12 protein-coding genes are annotated in these 19142 nt (G+C 60.4%); 11 read left to right on the top strand and 1 reads right to left on the bottom strand.

Annotated features, from left to right (window positions below; genetic code table 11):
* The first annotated feature begins 73 nt into the window (after positions 1 to 73).
* From uvrA to BLU78_RS00905, 5 genes are read left to right on the top strand one after another with little or no spacing between them, the layout of a single operon-like run.
* Positions 74 to 2860: an excinuclease ABC subunit UvrA gene (uvrA, locus tag BLU78_RS00925; protein ID WP_010259300.1), complete on the top strand. Its 2787-nt coding sequence runs from the start codon at positions 74 to 76 to the stop codon at positions 2858 to 2860.
* A gap of 9 nt (positions 2861 to 2869) precedes the next feature.
* Complete coding sequence (locus BLU78_RS00920; protein ID WP_010259298.1) at positions 2870 to 4084, top strand: M16 family metallopeptidase; 1215 nt, start codon at positions 2870 to 2872, stop codon at positions 4082 to 4084.
* 1 nt (position 4085) lies between these two features.
* Positions 4086 to 4685 (top strand): DJ-1/PfpI family protein, encoded by a 600-nt coding sequence (locus BLU78_RS00915; protein WP_010259295.1) that lies wholly within the window; start codon positions 4086 to 4088, stop codon positions 4683 to 4685.
* Positions 4685 to 5332: an O-methyltransferase gene (locus BLU78_RS00910; RefSeq protein ID WP_010259292.1), complete on the top strand. Its 648-nt coding sequence runs from the start codon at positions 4685 to 4687 to the stop codon at positions 5330 to 5332. The genes BLU78_RS00915 and BLU78_RS00910 overlap by 1 nt, the downstream gene beginning before the upstream one ends.
* A gap of 1 nt (position 5333) precedes the next feature.
* Positions 5334 to 5654, top strand: coding sequence for a nucleotide pyrophosphohydrolase (locus tag BLU78_RS00905; protein WP_010259290.1), 321 nt, complete (start codon positions 5334 to 5336; stop codon positions 5652 to 5654).
* Between the two features lie 69 nt (positions 5655 to 5723).
* Here BLU78_RS00905 and BLU78_RS00900 read toward each other — a convergent pair whose 3' ends face one another.
* The gene (locus tag BLU78_RS00900; protein WP_010259288.1) at positions 5724 to 8465 is read right to left on the bottom strand and encodes a hypothetical protein; all 2742 of its coding nucleotides are present in this window, start codon (positions 8463 to 8465) and stop codon (positions 5724 to 5726) included.
* A 262-nt stretch (positions 8466 to 8727) separates the two neighbouring features.
* On the opposite strand from BLU78_RS00900, the gene BLU78_RS00895 reads away from it, so the two are divergent.
* The 6 genes from BLU78_RS00895 to BLU78_RS00870 all read left to right on the top strand — a co-directional run bounded on the left by BLU78_RS00895 (position 8728) and on the right by BLU78_RS00870 (position 19139).
* A complete protein-coding gene (locus tag BLU78_RS00895; RefSeq protein ID WP_010259286.1) occupies positions 8728 to 9318 on the top strand; it encodes an RNA polymerase sigma factor in 591 nt (196 codons plus the stop codon).
* Positions 9319 to 9416: 98 nt separating this feature from the next.
* Complete coding sequence (locus BLU78_RS00890) at positions 9417 to 10415, top strand: FecR family protein (RefSeq protein WP_020692578.1); 999 nt, start codon at positions 9417 to 9419, stop codon at positions 10413 to 10415.
* 176 nt (positions 10416 to 10591) lie between these two features.
* Positions 10592 to 13768 carry a SusC/RagA family TonB-linked outer membrane protein gene (locus tag BLU78_RS00885; RefSeq protein WP_010259282.1) on the top strand — a complete coding sequence of 1059 codons (3177 nt, stop codon included), beginning with the start codon at positions 10592 to 10594 and terminating at the stop codon, positions 13766 to 13768.
* Positions 13769 to 13787: 19 nt separating this feature from the next.
* Complete coding sequence (locus BLU78_RS00880) at positions 13788 to 15479, top strand: RagB/SusD family nutrient uptake outer membrane protein (protein ID WP_010259280.1); 1692 nt, start codon at positions 13788 to 13790, stop codon at positions 15477 to 15479.
* Positions 15480 to 15501: 22 nt separating this feature from the next.
* Positions 15502 to 16611, top strand: a complete 1110-nt coding sequence (locus tag BLU78_RS00875; protein ID WP_010259277.1) for an acyltransferase family protein — start codon at positions 15502 to 15504, stop codon at positions 16609 to 16611.
* Complete coding sequence (locus BLU78_RS00870; RefSeq protein ID WP_026020569.1) at positions 16608 to 19139, top strand: alpha-N-acetylglucosaminidase; 2532 nt, start codon at positions 16608 to 16610, stop codon at positions 19137 to 19139. Before BLU78_RS00875 ends, BLU78_RS00870 begins: the two co-directional genes overlap by 4 nt.
* Positions 19140 to 19142: the final 3 nt, after the last annotated feature.

Below are 19142 nucleotides of genomic sequence, written 5' to 3'. Positions count from 1 at the left end.
AAAGTTTCAATCAGATTGCCACGGCATCTTCGATGCCTCGCAATGACGATTCTCTAATTTTTAATTACACATAATGGCACACGAAAACGCAATCTATATTAAAGGAGCGCGGGTTCACAACCTCCGCAATATCGAGGTTGAAATCCCGCACGACAAACTGGTCGTCATCACGGGCCTCTCGGGTTCGGGAAAATCGACGCTGGCCTTCGACACGATCTTCGCCGAAGGGCAGCGCCGCTATGTCGAGAGCCTCTCGGCCTATGCGCGCCAGTTCCTCGGCAAGATCAACAAACCCGATGTGGACATCATCTCGGGCATTGCGCCGGCCATCGCCATCGAACAAAAGGTCAACACGCGCAACCCCCGTTCGACGGTGGGCACGACGACCGAGATATACGACTACCTCAAACTCCTGTTCGCCCGCATCGGACACACCTTTTCGCCGGTCTCGGGGCAGGAGGTACGCTGTTTCAGCGTGGACGACGTGGCGGCATGGATTCTCGCGCACGAGGATCAGCGCGTGGTGATCGGCGCGCCGCTGGCGCTCGCCGAAGGGCAGGGGATTATCGAAAAGCTGACGCTGCTGCTCTCGGAGGGCCTGATGAGGGTCTACACGGACGGCGGGGTGAAGCTCATCGAGGACATCCTCCCCGGCATCGGCCCCGACACGAAGGCCGACGATATCCGGATGGTGGTGGACCGCATGCGCGTCACGACGGACGAGGACACGCAAACCCGCATCCGCGACTCGGTGGCCCGCGCGTTCTCCTACGGCGAGGGCATCTGCGAAATCGTCACAGACGAGGGTGTCCACGAATTTTCCTCGCGCTTCGAGGCCGACGGCATCGAGTTCGAGCACCCCTCGGAGCACCTGTTCAGCTTCAACAACCCGCTGGGGGCCTGCCCCCGGTGCGAAGGTTACGGCAAAGTGATCGGCATCGACGAGGATCTCGTTATCCCCGACAAGAGCAAGACCATCTATGAGGACGCCATAGCCTGCTGGCGCGGCGAGACGATGCGCAAATGGAAACAGAAACTCGTGGAGAACGCCTCGAAATTCGACTTTCCGATCCATACGCCGTTCCACGAACTGACGCCCGGGCAGAAACGCCTGCTGTGGCGCGGCAACGAATATTTCCACGGACTCGACGAATTTTTCGAATACATCGACTCGGAGCGGCGCAAAATCCAGTTCCGGGTGATGAAGGCCCGCTACACGGGCAAGACGACGTGTCCCGACTGCGGAGGTTCGCGCCTGCGCAAAGAGGCGCTGTACGTGCGCGTCGGCGGGAAGACGATCGCCGATTTGGTGACGATGCCCGTGAACGAGCTGACGGTATTCTTCGAAGGAATCGAGCTCGACGAACACGACGCCAAAACGGCGTCGCGCATCCTCGTCGAAATACGCAGCCGCCTGCAATACCTCGCCGACGTGGGACTGGGCTATCTGACGCTCGACCGGCTGTCGTCGACCCTCTCGGGCGGCGAGAGCCAGCGCATCAACCTCTCGACATCGCTGGGCAGCAACCTCACGGGATCGCTCTACATCCTCGACGAACCCTCGATCGGACTGCATCCGCGCGACACCAACCGCCTGATCGCCGTGCTGAAGCAGCTGCGCGACCTGGGCAACACGGTGATCGTCGTGGAGCACGAAGAGGAGGTGATCCGCGCGGCGGACTGGATCGTCGATATCGGCCCCAAAGCGGGTTACAACGGCGGCGAAGTGGTTTTCAGCGGCACGCTGCCCCAACTTTTGAAAAGCAGGAAGAGCCTCACGGCCGACTACCTCACGGGACGGCGCGAGATAGCCGTTCCGACGACCGAACGCGGATGGAGCAACTCGATAACCGTCAAAGGCGCACGGGAAAACAACCTGCGCAACATCGACGTAAGGATTCCGCTGGGCGTGATGACCTGCATCACGGGCGTCAGCGGTTCGGGAAAATCGTCGCTGGCAAAGGGTATTCTCTACCCGGCGCTGCGACGCATGTTGTACGACACGGGGGTCAAACCCGGCGATTTCGACGGACTGGCCGGCGACGTGCAGCTGCTCAAATCGGTTGAAATGGTCGACCAGAATCCCATCGGCAAGTCGTCGCGCTCCAACCCCGTGACCTACATCAAAGCCTACGACGAAATCCGGAAACTCTACTCGGACCAGCCCTATGCCCAGCACAACGGACTGGGAGCCTCGGCATTCTCGTTCAACATCGCGGGAGGACGCTGCGAGGAGTGCCAGGGCGAGGGCGTCATCAAAGTCTCGATGCAGTTCATGGCCGACGTGGAGCTGATTTGCGAGGCGTGCGGCGGTCGGCGTTTCCGCGATGAAGTGCTGGAGGTCAAATACCGCGGAAAGTCGATCTACGACGTGCTGGAAATGACCGTAGACGACGCCATCGCGTTCTTCGGCGAGGAGTGCAAGAATTCGACCTGCAAGCGCATCGTCGAACGGTTGAAACCGTTGCAAGACGTGGGATTGGGATATATCAAACTCGGGCAGTCGTCGTCGACGCTCTCGGGCGGCGAGAGCCAGCGCGTGAAACTGGCGTCGTTCCTGACAAAGGATTCGGCGCAGGGCGGCGTGATGTTCATCTTCGACGAACCCACGACGGGACTGCATTTCCACGACATCTCGAAATTGCTGGCGGCCTTCAACGCCCTGATCGAGCGCGGCCACACGATCGTGATCGTCGAGCACAACATGGACATCATCAAATGCGCCGACTGGGTCGTGGACCTCGGGCCCGAAGCGGGTACGCAGGGCGGCCGCGTGGTGTTCGAAGGAACGCCCCGCGATCTGGAGAAATGCCCCGAAAGCCATACGGGCGAGTTTCTGCGCCTCAGGACCAAACTTTAAGCGACCGAAATGGAATTTTTCACATACAGACTGCCCAACGGCATCCGGGGCATCCACCGCCAAGTGAAAGGATCGGTGGCGCACTGCGCGCTGGTGATCGGCGCCGGAAGCCGCGACGAGCATCCCGACCAGTACGGACTGGCGCACTTCACGGAACATGCCTTTTTCAAGGGCACCGAGCACCGCCGCGCCTGGCAGGTCAACTGCCGGCTGGAGAACCTCGGCGGGGAGCTGAACGCATTCACCACCAAGGAAGATACGACCATACACGCCACGACGCTGCGGGGCGATTTCGCCAAGGCCGCGGAACTGATCGCCGACATCGCCTTCCACTCGACGTTTCCCGACCGGGAACTGGAGCGCGAAAAGGAGGTGATCGCGGACGAGATCAACACCTACAAGGATTCGCCCGCCGACATGATCTACGACACCTTCGAGGACCTGCTTTTCGCGGATTCGGAGTTGGGGCACAACATTCTGGGCCGCAAGGCATCGCTGATGCGCTATGACGGCGACGCGATCCGCGCCTTCACGGCGCGCACGCACACCACGGATCAGATGGTCTTCTCGTCGATCGGCAATTTCTCGGCCAAGGCTGCCGAAGGGGTGGCGGCCCGTTATTTCGCCGACCGCCCGGCGACGGTGCGCGGATTCGAGCGGGCCGCACCCTCGACCTATGCGCCGTTCGAAAAGACCGTCGTGAAGCACACCCACCAGACCCACTGCATCATCGGCAACCGCGCCTGCGGCATCGGCGAAGAGCAGCGGCTACCGCTGGCGCTGCTCACGAACATCCTCGGGGGTCCGAGCGCCAACTCGCTGCTGAACGTGGTCCTGCGCGAGAAGAACGGGCTGTCGTACAACATCGAAGCCAACTACACGCCTTACGGCGACACGGGTATCGTGGCCATCTATTTCAGTTCGGACCACAGCAATGCGGATCAGTGCATCGGCCTGATCGAAAGTCAGTTGCAAAAACTCCGCACCGCACCGCTCACGGCCCGGCAGTTGTCGATGGCCAAAAAGCAGTTCATCGCACAACTGGCCATCTCGAGCGAAAGTAACGAGAGTTACATGCTCGGCGCGGGCAAGAGCCTGCTGATCCACGACGATGTGGACACCATGGAGCAGGTCTACGCCAAAGTCCGCGACCTGACGGCCGCACAGTTGACCGAAGTTGCCGAAACCGTATTCTCGAATATGTCACGTCTGATCTATAAATAAGATGAAAAAAGAAGTTTTATTCCTGTTGCTCGATGATTTTGCCGACTGGGAGGGCGCGTTTCTCGCCACGGGACTCAACACCGGCCTGACAATGGCGGGCGGCGGAACGCCCTATACGTCACGCACGCTGACGCCCACGAAAAAACAGGTGCGCTCGATAGGCGGGCTGGTCGTCACGGTCGATTACACGGCCGCAACCATGCCTGAAGATTATGCGGCCCTGATCCTCGTAGGAGGCATGGCATGGCAGTCGGAGGAGGCGCAGCGGGTCGTTCCGATCGTCGAAGCGGCACTTGCACGCGGCGTACTCGTCGGTGCGATCTGCAACGCGGCATCGTTCCTCGCGGCGCACGGGTTCCTGAACGGCGTGCGTCACACGGGTAACACGGTCAAAATGCTCAAAAAATGGGGCGGCGACCGTTACACGGCAGAATCCCTCTACGAAGAGCGGCAAGCGGTACACGACGGCAACATCGTGACGGCCAACGGCATGGGCTACCTCGAATTCACGCGCGAATGCCTGCTGTGGCTCGAAGCCGACACCCCGGAGGTCATTGCCGCATCGTACGAATTCAACAAACACGGGTTTTACCGGGAATAATGGACGCTCTCGAACGATACGTGCACGACTTTTCAGCACCCGAAGAAGAGCTGCTCCACGAACTCGACCGCGAGACCAACCTGCGGGCCGTGGCGCCGCGCATGCTCTCGGGACACATTCAGGGCCGACTGCTGGAGATGCTGGTGCGGATGGTGCGGCCGCAACGAATGCTCGAGATCGGGACTTTCACAGGTTATTCAGCGCTCTCGATGGCCGCGGGGCTCGGCGAAGGGGCCGAACTGCACACTATCGAGGTGGACGACGAACAAGAGGAGTTCATCCGCTCGTATTTTGCGCGCAGTCCCCACGGCCATAAAATCAGACTGCACATCGGCTCGGCACTCGAAATCGCTCCGAAACTGGGCGAGGAGTTCGACCTGGTGTTCATCGACGGCGACAAACGCGAATATCCCGCTTATTACCGGATGCTGATGGGCGACGACGGCGGACGGCCGCTGGTACACGGCGGCTCGGTGCTCATCGCCGACAACATCCTCTGGTCGGGAAAAGTCGTGCAGCCCATTGCCCGCAACGACCATCACACGCAGGCACTCGTGGAGTTCAACCGCACGGTCGTCGAAGACCCGCGCGTGGAAAACGTCATCGTCCCGCTGCGCGACGGACTGAATCTGATAAGGGTAAAGTAATATGGAGATCAAAGAATTACAGGAACGCGTCGACGCCTGGATCAAAGCGTACGGCGTGCGTTATTTCTCGGAGCTGACCAACATGGCCGTGCTGACCGAGGAGGTGGGGGAGTTGGCCCGCGTAATGGCCCGCAGGTACGGCGACCAATCGTTCAAAAAAGGCGAGACGGAAAACCTCGCCGACGAAATGGCCGACGTGCTATGGGTATTGGTATGCCTGGCCAATCAGACAGGCGTGGACCTCACAGCCGCCGTCGAGGCCAACTTCGCCAAGAAGACCGCCCGCGACAAGGAGCGGCACCGGAACAACCCGAAACTGTAACACAACACATTACAAATAAGGAGGGAAGGCCATCTAAGAGCCCTCCCTCCTTACTTTATGACCGGGAAATTACAACCCGGGGATGTTCGAGTTCCAATTATCTTTCAGAATCGCCGTGACGGTCGCCCCGGCCGACGCCGTCTTGGTTGCATCGTCGCAGACGGTCACATCGGGTTTGCCGTCGACGGTGACGATCTCCGAAACATAGGCGCTTGCCACATCGGCAGCCGCCTGAACCATTGCCGTAACGGCTCCCGTATTTTTGGAATTGCGGATCGTGACGGGATTCGTGCCGCGGATCGCCACGAGACCTGCGACGAACGGACGTCCGGCCTTGGGATTGGAAGCGACGGTACAGCCGATATAGACCATGCCCGTATTCTCGCACTGGTCGATCACGAGTTGGTCGGCCCCGGCCCCGATCAGGCCGCCGGCACTGCGGTTCGTGAATCCGAGGACTTTTCCACGGTTGCTGCAACGGGTCAGGTTGGAGCACTGGTACGACACGGCAAGGAAACCGCCGAACATACCCGAGATAGTCGTGTTGCTGACCACAAGCACATCGCCTGCATTGTAGCAGTCGGTAAACTCATTGGGAGCGTTCAGCGCGGGTTTCGAACCCTCGGCAATCCCCATGAATCCGCCGACATAGTTGCTGATGCCGACCACCTTGCCCGTGTTGTAGCAACTGAAGGCCCTGATCGGATAGCCGCCCGACGCGCTCGCGCCTGCGAAACCGCCGATACGGCGTGTACCCGCCACGGCGTCGGCGCCGTCGGTATCGACAACGTTACCCGTGTTGAAACACTCCTCGAATTTGCCGCAGGCCATGCCGAATGCCCCGCCGATGGAATAAATGGCACCGTTGGTCTTACCGAAATTGTAGTCGATATTACCGGAGTTGGAGACCCGCGTAAAGGTCCATTTGCTCTTTTCCGTATTGCCTACGCAACCGGCGGCATGACCTCCGCCCATGCCCAGCGCACCGTAATTGAGGACGATGCTGCCCGCATTCGAACAGTCGGTCATCGTGCCTTCGGTATCGGGCGCCACGGCGCCGAGAAGCCCGCCGAGGTATTTGATACCCTTGGTCACAACGGCGCCCGTCGTATGGCAGTCGATGTACTTCGCTCCCGACTGGCGGGTATAGGCGACCAAACCGCCGTAATAGCCGCCGTTTACGGAGGCATTATAGGTAAAGGCCACCGACGAAGCGATGCCGTTGAGTTCGGCGCCGTCGTTGTAGACGGCCACGCCGCCAACATTGGCATCCGAAGCCGACGAGGTGATCGTTCCGGCCAGTTTCAGCTCCCTAACCACGGCTCCGGCACCCAGCGTATGGAACAGACCGGCATCGGCACCCGAAGCGGCAATGCGCAGGGTGATCGTATGGCCGTTGCCATTGAAGATTCCCGAGAAAGGCTTCCCGGCTGCTCCAACGATCACGTCGCGTCCCGCCTGCGAAAGATCGGCATCGGCAAAGAGATTCACCTCGCCGCCGAGGAGGAAATCGTCGATCGACGCACCCGCCGCCACGGCGTCGCCGAATTTCACAAAGTCGCCGGCATCGTGGAGTCCGTTGAATTTAACCTCCACTTCCACCTCCTGGGTCTCCTGCGATGCGGAGGTTGCCGTAAAGACGAACTTACCGGATGAAGCTGCTCCGGAAACCGTTGCAGGAGCGGTCAGAGCGCAGGTCTGAGAGCCGAAGTCGGGCACTGCGGTCCATCCCTCGGGGGCCGATTTAAGCCCTACGTCCGCTACATTGATAGCTTTTGCCACGTGAATGGTCACCATCTCTCCGAGGCCGAAATACTGCGAAGTCACGTCGAATTCCAACACAGGAGCCGTAATGCTCACCTGCACGCGGATCGTCACGGGATCGCCCTCGGTACCGCGGTTACTGATGGGTGTGAGGACGATACTGCCCTCAGCGGCCAGATCGGCAGGAGCCTGGTCGGGAACGGAAATTTCCAGCGACAGCTTCTCCAGATCGGGCTTCAGCGTCCAGCCCTTCGGGGCATCCGACACGTTCACATCCACGACGTTCTGGGAGGCCGTGAAGGTAAAGACCTTCTTGTCGCTCAGGCGGAAGGGGATCACATCGCCGATATCCTCATTGCAGGTCAGCACAATAGGCGCTTCGGCCACGGCGACTTTGATGATAACGGAGGCGCCCTTCGAACCGCGGCGGCTGTAAGGCGTGAGTTCGATCTCACCCTCTTCGGCGGCGGTGTCGTCATCGGCAGCGGGAGCGGTGATGGTCAGCACGAAGCCGTCACGCACGGCTTTCCAACCGGCGGGAAGGTCGGACATGTCGATTCTTTCGACATTCCGGGCGTCGAAAGTCAGCTCGGCGGATTCGCCGTAAGCCAGCGACACGGGTTCGGCGAGGTCGTCGGTGCATTTCAACACGACCTCGGCGTCGACCGCCTCGACAGGGACCGTGACCCGGACGAGGGAGCCGTTGACACCCTTGGCCGTGATGACAATGTCGCCGTCGAGGGCGGCATCCTTATAGGCGCCGTCGGGCGCGGTGACGGTGACCGCACGTTTGGGAATATCCACTTCGCAGCCCCAGCCCTCGGGCACGGAGGCCTCGGTGGAGGCAATGTTCCGGGCCTGAAGTTTCAGGCTGGCGGAGGTATTGAAATTGAGGGTTTGCCGGGTGGTTACGGGCGTGTCGTCCCCGTTGAGCACGGAAAACTCCGCATCGCTGCAATCCACGGTTAGATCCCGCTCGCAGCCGACGGCCGCAAAAAGCAACAGAAATAACGCCAGGATTCCCTTGAACAGATTCTTGGGTTTCATTTTTTGGTTGACTTTTAAAATTTTTCGAAAAAAAATTTAAAAGGTATTTTCAGTGCTCCATAATCACTATTCATAAATATGCACGACGCGGCAAAAACCCTTATCCGCCGTGCGATTTTTTTCGTCTAAACGCCGTTCTCTTTTATAATTAGGTATCGTAACAAAATCGTGAAAAAAGCCCCGGAAGTGTTTCAAACGATAAAAATAGTTTTAACTTTGTTGCATTGGCGCCGCCGGAAAAGGCGTCCCTGACAGCACGGAAATGAAAACGAAAGAGACGGAAAAAGAGTTGTTACGGCGTCTGAAACAAGGCGACCGCGAGGCTTTCGACGCCATTTACGAACGGTGGGGCGGGTATGTCTACAACTTCACCTGCAAGACGCTGTTCAACAAGTCGCTGGCCGAGGACATCACCCAGGAACTCTTTCTGCGGCTGTGGGAATACCGCGCGACGATCGACGAGGAGCGCAATTTCCAGGCCTGGGTCTTCACCGTCGCCCGCAACCTGGTTTACCGCGAAGGACGCCGTATGCTGCTCAATTCGGCGTTTATCGACGTCGTGCAGCAGGAGGGCTCCCGGAGGGGGGGGGAGAACACGACCGACAACATGGTGAACCTCTCGTTCACAAGCGAATATATCGCCAAACTGGTCGAAGAGATGCCCCCTGCGCGTAAGCGCATCTATATCCTCAACAAACAGGAGGGACTTTCGGTGAAGGAGATCGCCCGACGCCTCAACCTCTCGGAAAAGACCATCGAAACCCAACTCTACCACGCCAATATCTTCATGCGGTCGCGGTTTCGCAATATCCACCTCTTCTGCGCCCTCCTCTTTCTGGCCGCAAACAGCTGAATCCGATTTTTTGAAAAAAACGGCCTCCGGATAAGGGATTCGGAGGCGTTATGCATATTTAATGGAAAGCGGCTTTACCGCGAACAAGACTGCATTATATGAATAACGATCCTATAAACCTGTTGGAACGGTTTTTCAACGGCGCCACCTCCGCCGAGGAAGAACGCACACTGACGGAGTGGCTGCGGGACAAGTCGGAATCCGATCCCGAACTGGCCGAGTATTACCGGAGCAAATGGGCTGCAACCAACGGTACGATGGACAGCCAGACCAAAGCCCGCATCCACGCGCGTATCCGCGAAACGATCGACGGCAGCGCCCCCGAAGCTCCGGCACCGCGCCGCAGGCTCCTCGGGCGCCTGCTTCCGTGGGCCGCAGCGGCCTGCATCGCCGTAGCGGGTTTCGTCGGATGGTACAACTACGCGCAAATCTCGGCCCGCCAGGGACACCTGTTCGAAATCTACACCGAAAAGGGACAGAAGACCAACATCACGCTGCCCGACGGCACGCACGTATGGCTCAACTCCGCCTCGAAACTCAGTTACGACAGCCGCTACAACCTCCGCAGCCGCGAGGTGAACCTCGTGGGCGAAGGGTATTTCGAAGTGGCCAAGGACCCCGAACGGCAGTTCCGGGTCAACACCGGGAACTACACCGTCGAAGCGCTGGGCACGGCGTTCAACGTCAAATCCTACCCCGGGGACCGGACCTCGGTGACGACGCTCTTCGAAGGAAAGGTGCGCATCGACGACGGCGACGGCTTCACGACGACGCTGGACCCGATGGAGGCCGTAGCCTACGACACCGTCGACGGCGGATTCACCAAAAGCGGCTCGGGACGCACCCAGTTCGCCGGACTGTGGCGCAACAACGAGCTGATCGTCGAAAGCGGCACGACGCTCGAAAAGCTGACCGAACTGCTCGACCGCGAGTACAACATCCGTTTCGTATTCCGCTCGGAGCGCATCAAACAGTTGCGCTTCGAGGGTATCATCAAAAACAACAACCTGCAGAACGTGCTCCAACTCATCGGATTGTCCGGAGAGGTGAGCTATACGATCGAGGACAACACCGTGGTCCTCGACGAAAAACGATAACCGCACGACACCGACTGAACCCGAATAATGAACCTGAAAACCTCACTGCCTATGGCATAGAACGACACTTCTCCCGCCGCTCCGGCTTCCCTTCGGGAACGGCCGCCGGCCTTTAAGGTATTTTGCGGAATGCTCCATAACCACTCCAGTAAAACATACCTTAAAACACGAATACAATGAGTTCAATACGCAAAACGTGCCTGGCACTGCTCGCCCTCGCGGTGTGCATGCCGCTATGTACGTTCGCCCAGATCACCGTGTCGGCCCGCAAGACGGCCATACGCTCGGTGATCCAGCAGATAGAGCGCACAAGCGAATACCGCTTTTTCTACAACTCGTCGCTGCCGGACCTCGACCGCAAAGTGGATATCGAGGTGAAGGACGCAACCATCGGCGCGACGCTCGACAAACTCTTCGGCGGAACGGCCATCGCCTATACCGTCTCGAACTACCAGATCTCGCTCGCGGCCAAGAAAGAAGAGGCTCCCCGCAACCTTTCGGGCGTCGTCACCGGCGAACAGGGCGAGAAGCTCGTCGGCGTGACGGTCATCGTCAAAGGTACCGGAAAAGCCTGCGCCACGAACGTCGAGGGACAATTCGCTTTCGGCGAACCGCTCCCGAACGCCACGCTGATCGTGCAGTCGATCGGCTACAAGACCCAGGAGGTTCCCGTGCAGGGACGCACCTCAGTCGATATCGTCCTGCGCGAAGAGTCGCTGCAATTGGACGACGTCGTGGTGATCGGTTACGGCACGCTGGACAAGCGCGAACTGACCTCGTCGGTCACCTCGCTCAAAAACAGCGACCTGCTCGCGGGCAACACCGCCTCGCCGCTGCAGGCCATTGCCGGCAAGGTCCCGGGGCTGAACATCGTCTCGGCATCGGGCACCGACCCCAACAGCAGCATCTCGATCCAGCTGCGCGGCGCCAACTCGATCAAATCGGAGCAGGGCCCGCTGATCGTGGTGGACGGCATCCCCGGCGGCAACATGAACATCCTGCAAAAAGAGGACATCGTGTCGATCGATGTGCTGAAGGATGCTTCGGCCGGCGCCATCTACGGAACGCGCGCCTCGGGCGGCGTGATCCTCGTAACGACCCGCATGGGGCAGATCGGAGCCCCCGCGGTGAGCTACACGGGCGAATTTACCACCGAAACCGTGCGCCGCAAGGCCGAAGTGCTCTCGGCCGACGAGTGGATAGCCCACGGTCAGGCCGACCGCGGCGGACGCACCGACTGGTTCGACGCCATCACCCGGACTCCCTTCACGCAGCGCCACATCGTGACGATGAGCGGCGGTACGAAGAATTTCTCGGCCTACGCTTCGCTCTTCTACAAGAACGCGCAGGGCATGACCATCCGTTCGGACAAACGCGAGATCGGCGGACGCTTCAACTTCAAATTCCTGACCCTGAACGACCGGCTCGAACTGAGCGGGCGCCTCAACTACGTCGATTCCAAAGCGAACATCGCACCGAGCAGCATCTTCCGCGACGCCATGAACCTCAACCCGACCATCCCGGTCTACAACCCCGACGATCCCTCGGGTTACAAGATTCTCGAAGGCGAGGGTGAATGGAACCCGGTAGCCGTGCTGGCCCTGAGCGAAAATGCGGATCATACGGCACGTCTCCAGGCCGACATCAGCGCCAAGCTGAATATCTACGACGGATTGAGCACCACGCTGACCGTGGGTACGGTAGGAACATCGGCCAACAAGGCCTACTGGGAATCGGCCCTCCATCGCCGCAGCCGTGAAATGGCCCGCAACGGCTATGCCGAGCAGAAATGGAGCACGCAGAATACCGAGTCGCTGGAATGGATCTTCAACTACAACAAGCTCTTCGGAGCACATTCCATTAAGGCCGTGGCCGGATACTCCTACCAGCGTTTGGGCCGCAAGGAGAGGTTCGAAGGCGACAACGCCAATTTTTCGGTCGACGGCACCAAGTGGTACAACATGGGCGAAGGTACGTGGCTGAAAGAGGGCAGATCGTCGATCTACTCGCACAAAGACCCGTTGGAAACACTGGTAGCCTATTTCGCCCGTATCAACTACTCCTATGCCGACCGTTACCTCCTCTCGGTCAGCGCACGCTATGAAGGTTCGTCGAAATTCGGCGCAAACAACCGCTACGGCTGGTTCCCCGCCGTGTCGGCCGCATGGCGCATCTCGAACGAAAGTTTCATGAAGGACGTGAAATGGATCGACGACCTGCGCGTCCGCTTCGGCTACGGCCGCACGGGCAACGGGTGGTTCTCGCCCGGCGTCACGACCCGCATGTACAAGTACGACACCAGCAGCAGCGTCGTCCGCACATGGTATTTCAACGGCGCCTGGTCGTCGGTCTACGGACTGGCGCGCAACGTCAACCCCGACCTGCAGTGGGAGACCAAGGACGAGTATAACTTCGGCGTGGACTTCCAAGTCCTGAAAGGCCGCCTGAGCGGCAAGCTCGACGTCTATAAGCGCAAGGTCGACAACATGATCTACGACATCAGCGTTTCGCAGCCGCCCGCCGTCTACGACAAGACGACGATGAACGTGGGTTCGATGGAGAACAACGGTTTCGAGATCGAACTGACGGGCGTACCCGTCAGCACGAAAGACTGGAACTACACGACCTCGCTGCAAATCTCGCGCAACAGAACCCGCCTGATCACGCTGTGGGGCAGTCAGACCGTCTTCGACGATTACGACTTCCCGACGCCGGGCAGCCCCGGCAAGGCCGTGCGGCTCGCCCCGGGCGAAGATATCGGCAGGTTCTACATCTGGAAATACGCCGGAATCGCCGACGACGGCAGCTGGCTGCTCTACGACAAGGACAACAACATCATTCCGGCCGCACAGAAGACCCCCGAAGACAAACGCTTCATCGGCCAGGCCATGCCCGACGTGATCCTGTCGTGGGACAACAACATCTCGTGGAAGAACTTCGACCTCTCGCTCTTCTTCCGCAGCTGGATCGGCAACGACGTCTTCAACATGACCGAGATGTACCACGGCCTGCAGTCCGCATCGGGACAGAACACCCGCAACCGTCTCAAAACGGCATTCGGGCGCAACGCCAACATCACCGGCGAAAAAGAACTGTGCGACTATTTCCTCGAGGACGGTTCGTTCCTCAAACTCGACGCCGCGACGCTGGGCTACACGCTCCGCATCCCGTCGATCAAGAGCTACATCAGGAGCATCCGCTTCACCTTCACGGCACGCAACGTATTCTGCCTCACGAAGTACCGCGGCATCGACCCCGAAGTCAACACCAACGGACTGACCCCCGGATTCGAAGGACTGGAAGTATGGCCCTCGACCCGCGTATTCACGTTCGGCATCACGCTCAATTTATAACATCAAGGAGGATCAACCGATGAAATCATATTCCATAAAAACCCAAATAGGCATCCTTGCGGCAGCCGTCTGCCTGCTTTTTTCGGGATGCGCGCTCGAAGACGAGTGGTACAGCGAAACGACTCCCGGAACATTCTTCCGAACCAAGGAGGACGTCTACAAAGTGCTCAACCGGCCCTTCACCCACCTGTTCTGGTACGACGTCGGCCAGCGTCCGCCGCGCCGCTGGTACCTGCAGGAGATGACTGCCGACCAGATGTCGATGCCCACACGCGGCGAGGACTGGTACGACGGCGGACACTTCGTCCGGCTGCACAGCCACAACTGGACACCCGACGAATCGTCGATCAGCGACACGTGGCGCGGTACGGCCATGGGCATCGCCCTGACCATCGAGTGCCGCACGGACCTCGAACGGCTCGACTATCCCTCGCTGGGCCTCACCGAAAAGGACAAGGCCGACCACGTCAACCAGCTCAACGCGCTGATCGGCTATTTCTACCTGCGCGGACTCGACTTCTTCGGGGCATTCCCGATCTTCACCGACCTGACGAAGCCCGCCGAGGGCCGCAGCAAAGCCGAAAAGGTCTATGCACACACCGAAGGGCTGCTCAAAAACGCCCTCGAGAACCTCTATCCCAAGGAGGCCGGATCGGAGGCGTCGAGCGTCATCAGCCGCGGAGCCGCCGCGACGCTGCTGGCACGGCTCTATTTCAATGCCGAGTCGTATATCGGCGAGGAGCATTACGCCGAGTGCGCCAAGCTCTGCGAAGAGATCATCGGCGGCGAATACGGCAAATACGAGCTGGACGAAAACTGGTACGGCCCCTTCTCCTTCAACAACCGCCAGTCTCAAGCGCTGATCTGGGCGCTGCCTTCGCGCAACACCGATCAGGAGATGTTCGACATGTTCTACCGCTACGGGTTCCACTACAACAAAAAACTGGTTTACGAAGGTCTTTTCCAGCCTTACAACGGCTTCGGCCTGACCCCCTCGCATGCACCCGACGGAAGTTCCTACACCTACAAGCTCAACGGTCCGTTCTCTAAATTCAACGACAACGACCTGCGCAAAAAGCAGTACGTCTACCAGGGCGGCGGCAAATACGTGGGAATGCTGATGCGTGACGCACAGCTCAAACCCGACGGTACGCCCGTCACGTGCATCCGCGCCGGATACAGCGGCAAGCCGCTCGTGCTGGTGGACTACGTGGCGCTGATGTCGACGCTCCAGCCCGGACAGTCCCCCTCGACGCTGCGTTCGTCGATGCTCGACGGCGAGGAGCCGAGTCTCTACCGGCTTGCCAAGTTCCCCGTGGCCCCGAAGGAGGACGAGAACTGCTGGGCGGCTTTCTTCCCGATGATCCGTCTCGAGGAAGTTTACTACATGCTGGCTGAGTGCCGGATGCGCGCCGGACTGAAAAAAGAGGCCGCCGACCTGATCAACGAGGTGCGTTCGCGGGCCTTCGAGAACAAGGCCGATCCCGATCCCGTCACCAAGGACAACCTCGACAAGTACCGCATGGTCGACGAGTGGGGCATCGAGTTCCTGGGCGAAGGCCGTCGCCGGACGGACCTGATCCGCTGGGGGCTGTTCCTCACCGAGGAGTGGTGGGACCACAAGGCTTCGAACGACCCTTCGCGGCTGGTATTCCCCGTGCCGACCACCGCCATCGCCGGCAACAACAAACTGGCCGACGAGCCGATATAAACCGATCCGGACGACGTTTCGCATGAAACCAAACCAAAGACTCCTTTCGCTGGACGCCCTGCGAGGATTCGACATGCTCTTCATCATGGGCTTCTCGGGTCTCGTGGCATCGCTCTGCGCCCTGTGGCCCAACCCCTTCACCGACGCCGTCGCCGGGTCGATGGGGCACGCCGCCTGGGACGGGCTGACCCATCACGACACGATCTTCCCGCTGTTCCTCTTCATCGCGGGCGTTTCGTTCCCCTTCTCGCTGGCCAAACAACGCGCCAACGGCCTCGGCGAACGGGCGATACTGGGCAAGGTCATCCGCCGGGGCGTGACGCTCGTGGTCCTGGGACTGGTCTACAACGGACTGTTCAAACTCGACTTCGCGTCGCTGCGCGTGGCGAGCGTACTGGGCCGCATCGGACTGGCGTGGATGTTCGCCGCAATACTTTATATATATTGCGGCGTGAAGACGCGGGGCATCGTGGCCGCAGCCGTGCTGATCGGCTACTCGCTGCTGCTCTGTCTCGTCGCCGCGCCCGATGCGCCGGCCGGCGCCGACCCGCTCTCAATCCAGGGCAACCTGGCGGGGTGGGTCGACCGGCAATGGCTCCCGGGACGCATCCTCTACAAGACGTTCGACCCCGAAGGGCTGCTGAGCACCGTTCCGGCCATCGTCTCGGCCATGTTCGGCATGTTCACCGGAGAGTTCCTGCGCCGCGAACGGCCGGGACTCACGGGAGACCGCAAAGCGCTGTACATGGCCCTCGCGGCGGCGGCGATCACGCTTGTCGGAATTGCATGGAGCGGCGTCATGCCGATCAACAAAAAGCTGTGGAGCAGTTCGTTCACCTGTGTGGTGACAGGCTATTCGCTGGGGATGTTCGCGCTGTTCTACTACCTGATCGACGTGCGCGGCTGGAAACGGTGGACGCTCTTTTTCCGCGTCATCGGACTTAACTCCATCACCATCTACCTCGCACAGCGAATCATTCCCTTCGGCCGGATTTCCGACTTCTTCTTCGGCGGTGCGGCATCGAAATGCCCCGAGACCGTAGCCGCGGTCGTGAACAATGCCGGATACGTCGCCGCCTGCTGGTTATTCCTCTATTTCCTTTACAAGAAAAACACATTCCTCAAAGTATGAACATACGATCAATCATAAAACGGCTCCTGCCTGCGCTGGCAATGCTTGCGACGGCTCTGCCCGCCGCGGCATCGGCACCCGTCGACGAAGCCCGGGGCGTGATCGCCCGCGCAGCGGGCGGCTGGCCCGCAAACGTGGAGCTGAAACTGGTGGACAAGGCCCCGTCGGGCTGCGACCGCTTCGCCGTGGAGGCCCGCAAGGGGTGTCTCCGCATCGAAGGCAGCAGCACCGTGGCCCTCTGCCGGGGTTTCTACGACTACGTTTCGTCACACGGCTACGGCGTCTGCACATGGTCGGGCAGCCGCTTCGACCTCCCGGAGCGCTTCCCCGACACGCCGCGGCGGGAGGTCACGTCGCCCTTCGAACGGCGGCTCTACATGAACGTCTGCACCTTCGGCTACACCTCGCCTTTCTGGGGCTGGGACGAATGGGAGCGCGAGATCGACTGGATGGCCCTCCACGGCTTCGACATGCCGCTGGCACCGATCGCCGGCGAGGCCATCCTCGCCCGCGTATGGCGTCGGATGGGGCTCACCGACGAGGAGATCGGCGTGCTCTTCACCGGCCCCGCCCACCTGCCGTGGATGCGAATGGGCAACATGAGCGGGCTCGACGGCGCACCGACCCCCCAATGGCACGAGGCGCAGATCGCCCTCCAACACCGCATCATCGACCGCATGGAGGCCCTCGGCATGACCCCGGTTTACCAGGGATTCGCAGGCTTCGTTCCCCCGGCCATGAAGCGCATCCACCCGGAGACGACGCTCACCGAAACCAAATGGAGCGGCTTCAAAAACTGGATGCTCTCGCCCCTCGATCCGCTCTTTTCGGAGATCGGCACGGCTTTCGTCCGCGCCTGGGAGGAGGAGTTCGGCAAGGGCAAATACTACCTCATCGACAGCTTCAACGAGATGGACGTGCCGTTCGGCCCCAAGGGATCGCCCGAACGCGCCGCGACGCTCCGCCATTACGGCGAGACCATCTACCGTTCGCTCGCCGAAGCCAATCCCGACGCCGTATGGGTGATGCAGGGGTGGATGTTCGGCTACCAGCGCAACAGCTGGGACCCGGAGAGCGTCCGGGCCCTGTTGGAAGGCGCACCCGACGGACGAATGATGATCCTCGACCTCGCGGTGGATTTCAACAACTTCATCTGGCGCAGCGAAAAGAGCTGGAACCACCTGCAAGGGTTTTTCGGACGGGAATGGATCTACTCGACGGTGCCCAACTTCGGCGGCCGCACGGCGCTGATCGGCAACCTGGAATTTTACGCCAATGGTCACCTCGAAGCGCTTTCGTCGCCGAACAGGGGCCGCCTGACCGGTTACGGCACTTCGCCCGAGGGCGTCGAGAGCAACGAGATCGTCTACGAGATCATCGCGGCGGCAGGGTGGAGCGACGACCGGATCGACCTGAAAAAGTTCCTGCACGACTACTCCGCAGCACGTTACGGAGGCTGCCCGGAAGGAATCGACCGCTTCTGGTCAGGGATGCTGCAATCGTCGTACAACGAGTGTACGAACAACGCCCGCTACCGCTGGCAGCTGCGTCCGTACTCCCACCGCATGCCGACAATGGGCATCAACGAGAATTATTACACGGCCATCGAACAATTCCTCGCATGCGCCGGCGAGTTGGGCGGCAACGAACTTTACCGCACCGATGCCATCCAGTACGCCGCCCTCTACCTCGCGTCGAAGGCCGACATGCTGCTCGAAGCGGCCAACTGGGCCGACCTCTACGGCGCCCGGGAGGAGGCTTACGACTGCGCCATGCGCATCGAAGAGCTGCTGCTCGACGCCGACCGCCTGCTGGCGTCGCATCCGCTGCTGCGACTCGACCGCTGGAGCGGCATGGCCCGCAAAGCCGGATGCACGGAGGAGGAGAAGGAACGTTTCGTCGGGGAGTCGCGCCGCCTGATCTCAGTCTGGGGAGGCCCTTCGCTGAGCGACTACTCGGCCCGCGTGTGGTCGGGAGTCATCCGCGACTACTACGTGCCCCGGCTGAACAAATACCTGGAGGCCAAGACCGACGGCACCGTCTTCGACTTTCGCACGTGGGACGAACAGTGGCACGCCTCGCACATGGTGAGCCGTGTGGAGCCGTTCGCCGACCCGCTGGCCGCAGCCTGCAGGCTGGTGGGGGAGGCGCGTGGCATCACTCCGGCGCAGAACCGCCGGCCGGCCGACGCCGTGGCTTTCTGGTCGCCGTTCGAACTGACGAAACCCTCGGTCAACCTCAGCTTCACCATCGGCTGGGACCAGTTCGAAAAGGCCCGGGCCCTGCGCATCGTTCCCATACGCGGGCACGAACCCGTGAAGGTCACCGCCATACGTTGCTCGGCCAACCGCTACGACCGCGCCCGCGAGGAGGTGTCGCTCGAGGTGGGCCCCGCCGGCGGAGTGGTGGAGATACCCCTCCACAAACTCCAGGCGCCCGATCCGCTGTCGAAAGAGGTGACGGTTTACATTCGCATCGAAGGCAAGGCTGCGGCCGATAACTACGCAGCCGTTGAATTAGCATATTAGACC

This window comes from Alistipes timonensis JC136 (genome assembly GCF_900107675.1).
In the GTDB taxonomy this organism is placed as follows: Bacteria; Bacteroidota; Bacteroidia; order Bacteroidales; family Rikenellaceae; genus Alistipes; species Alistipes timonensis.
This window is presented reverse-complemented; position numbering and strand designations above follow the sequence as displayed.

Excerpts from the sequence above, each read along its gene's own strand:
- uvrA (WP_010259300.1), top strand. The coding sequence starts at position 74 with ATGGCACACGAAAACGCAATCTATATTAAAGGAGCGCGGGTTCACAAC.
- BLU78_RS00920 (WP_010259298.1), top strand. The coding sequence starts at position 2,870 with ATGGAATTTTTCACATACAGACTGCCCAACGGCATCCGGGGCATCCAC.
- BLU78_RS00915 (WP_010259295.1), top strand. The coding sequence starts at position 4,086 with ATGAAAAAAGAAGTTTTATTCCTGTTGCTCGATGATTTTGCCGACTGG.
- BLU78_RS00910 (WP_010259292.1), top strand. The coding sequence starts at position 4,685 with ATGGACGCTCTCGAACGATACGTGCACGACTTTTCAGCACCCGAAGAA.
- BLU78_RS00905 (WP_010259290.1), top strand. The coding sequence starts at position 5,334 with ATGGAGATCAAAGAATTACAGGAACGCGTCGACGCCTGGATCAAAGCG.
- BLU78_RS00900 (WP_010259288.1), bottom strand. The coding sequence starts at position 8,465 with ATGAAACCCAAGAATCTGTTCAAGGGAATCCTGGCGTTATTTCTGTTG.
- BLU78_RS00895 (WP_010259286.1), top strand. The coding sequence starts at position 8,728 with ATGAAAACGAAAGAGACGGAAAAAGAGTTGTTACGGCGTCTGAAACAA.
- BLU78_RS00890 (WP_020692578.1), top strand. The coding sequence starts at position 9,417 with ATGAATAACGATCCTATAAACCTGTTGGAACGGTTTTTCAACGGCGCC.
- BLU78_RS00885 (WP_010259282.1), top strand. The coding sequence starts at position 10,592 with ATGAGTTCAATACGCAAAACGTGCCTGGCACTGCTCGCCCTCGCGGTG.
- BLU78_RS00880 (WP_010259280.1), top strand. The coding sequence starts at position 13,788 with ATGAAATCATATTCCATAAAAACCCAAATAGGCATCCTTGCGGCAGCC.
- BLU78_RS00875 (WP_010259277.1), top strand. The coding sequence starts at position 15,502 with ATGAAACCAAACCAAAGACTCCTTTCGCTGGACGCCCTGCGAGGATTC.
- BLU78_RS00870 (WP_026020569.1), top strand. The coding sequence starts at position 16,608 with ATGAACATACGATCAATCATAAAACGGCTCCTGCCTGCGCTGGCAATG.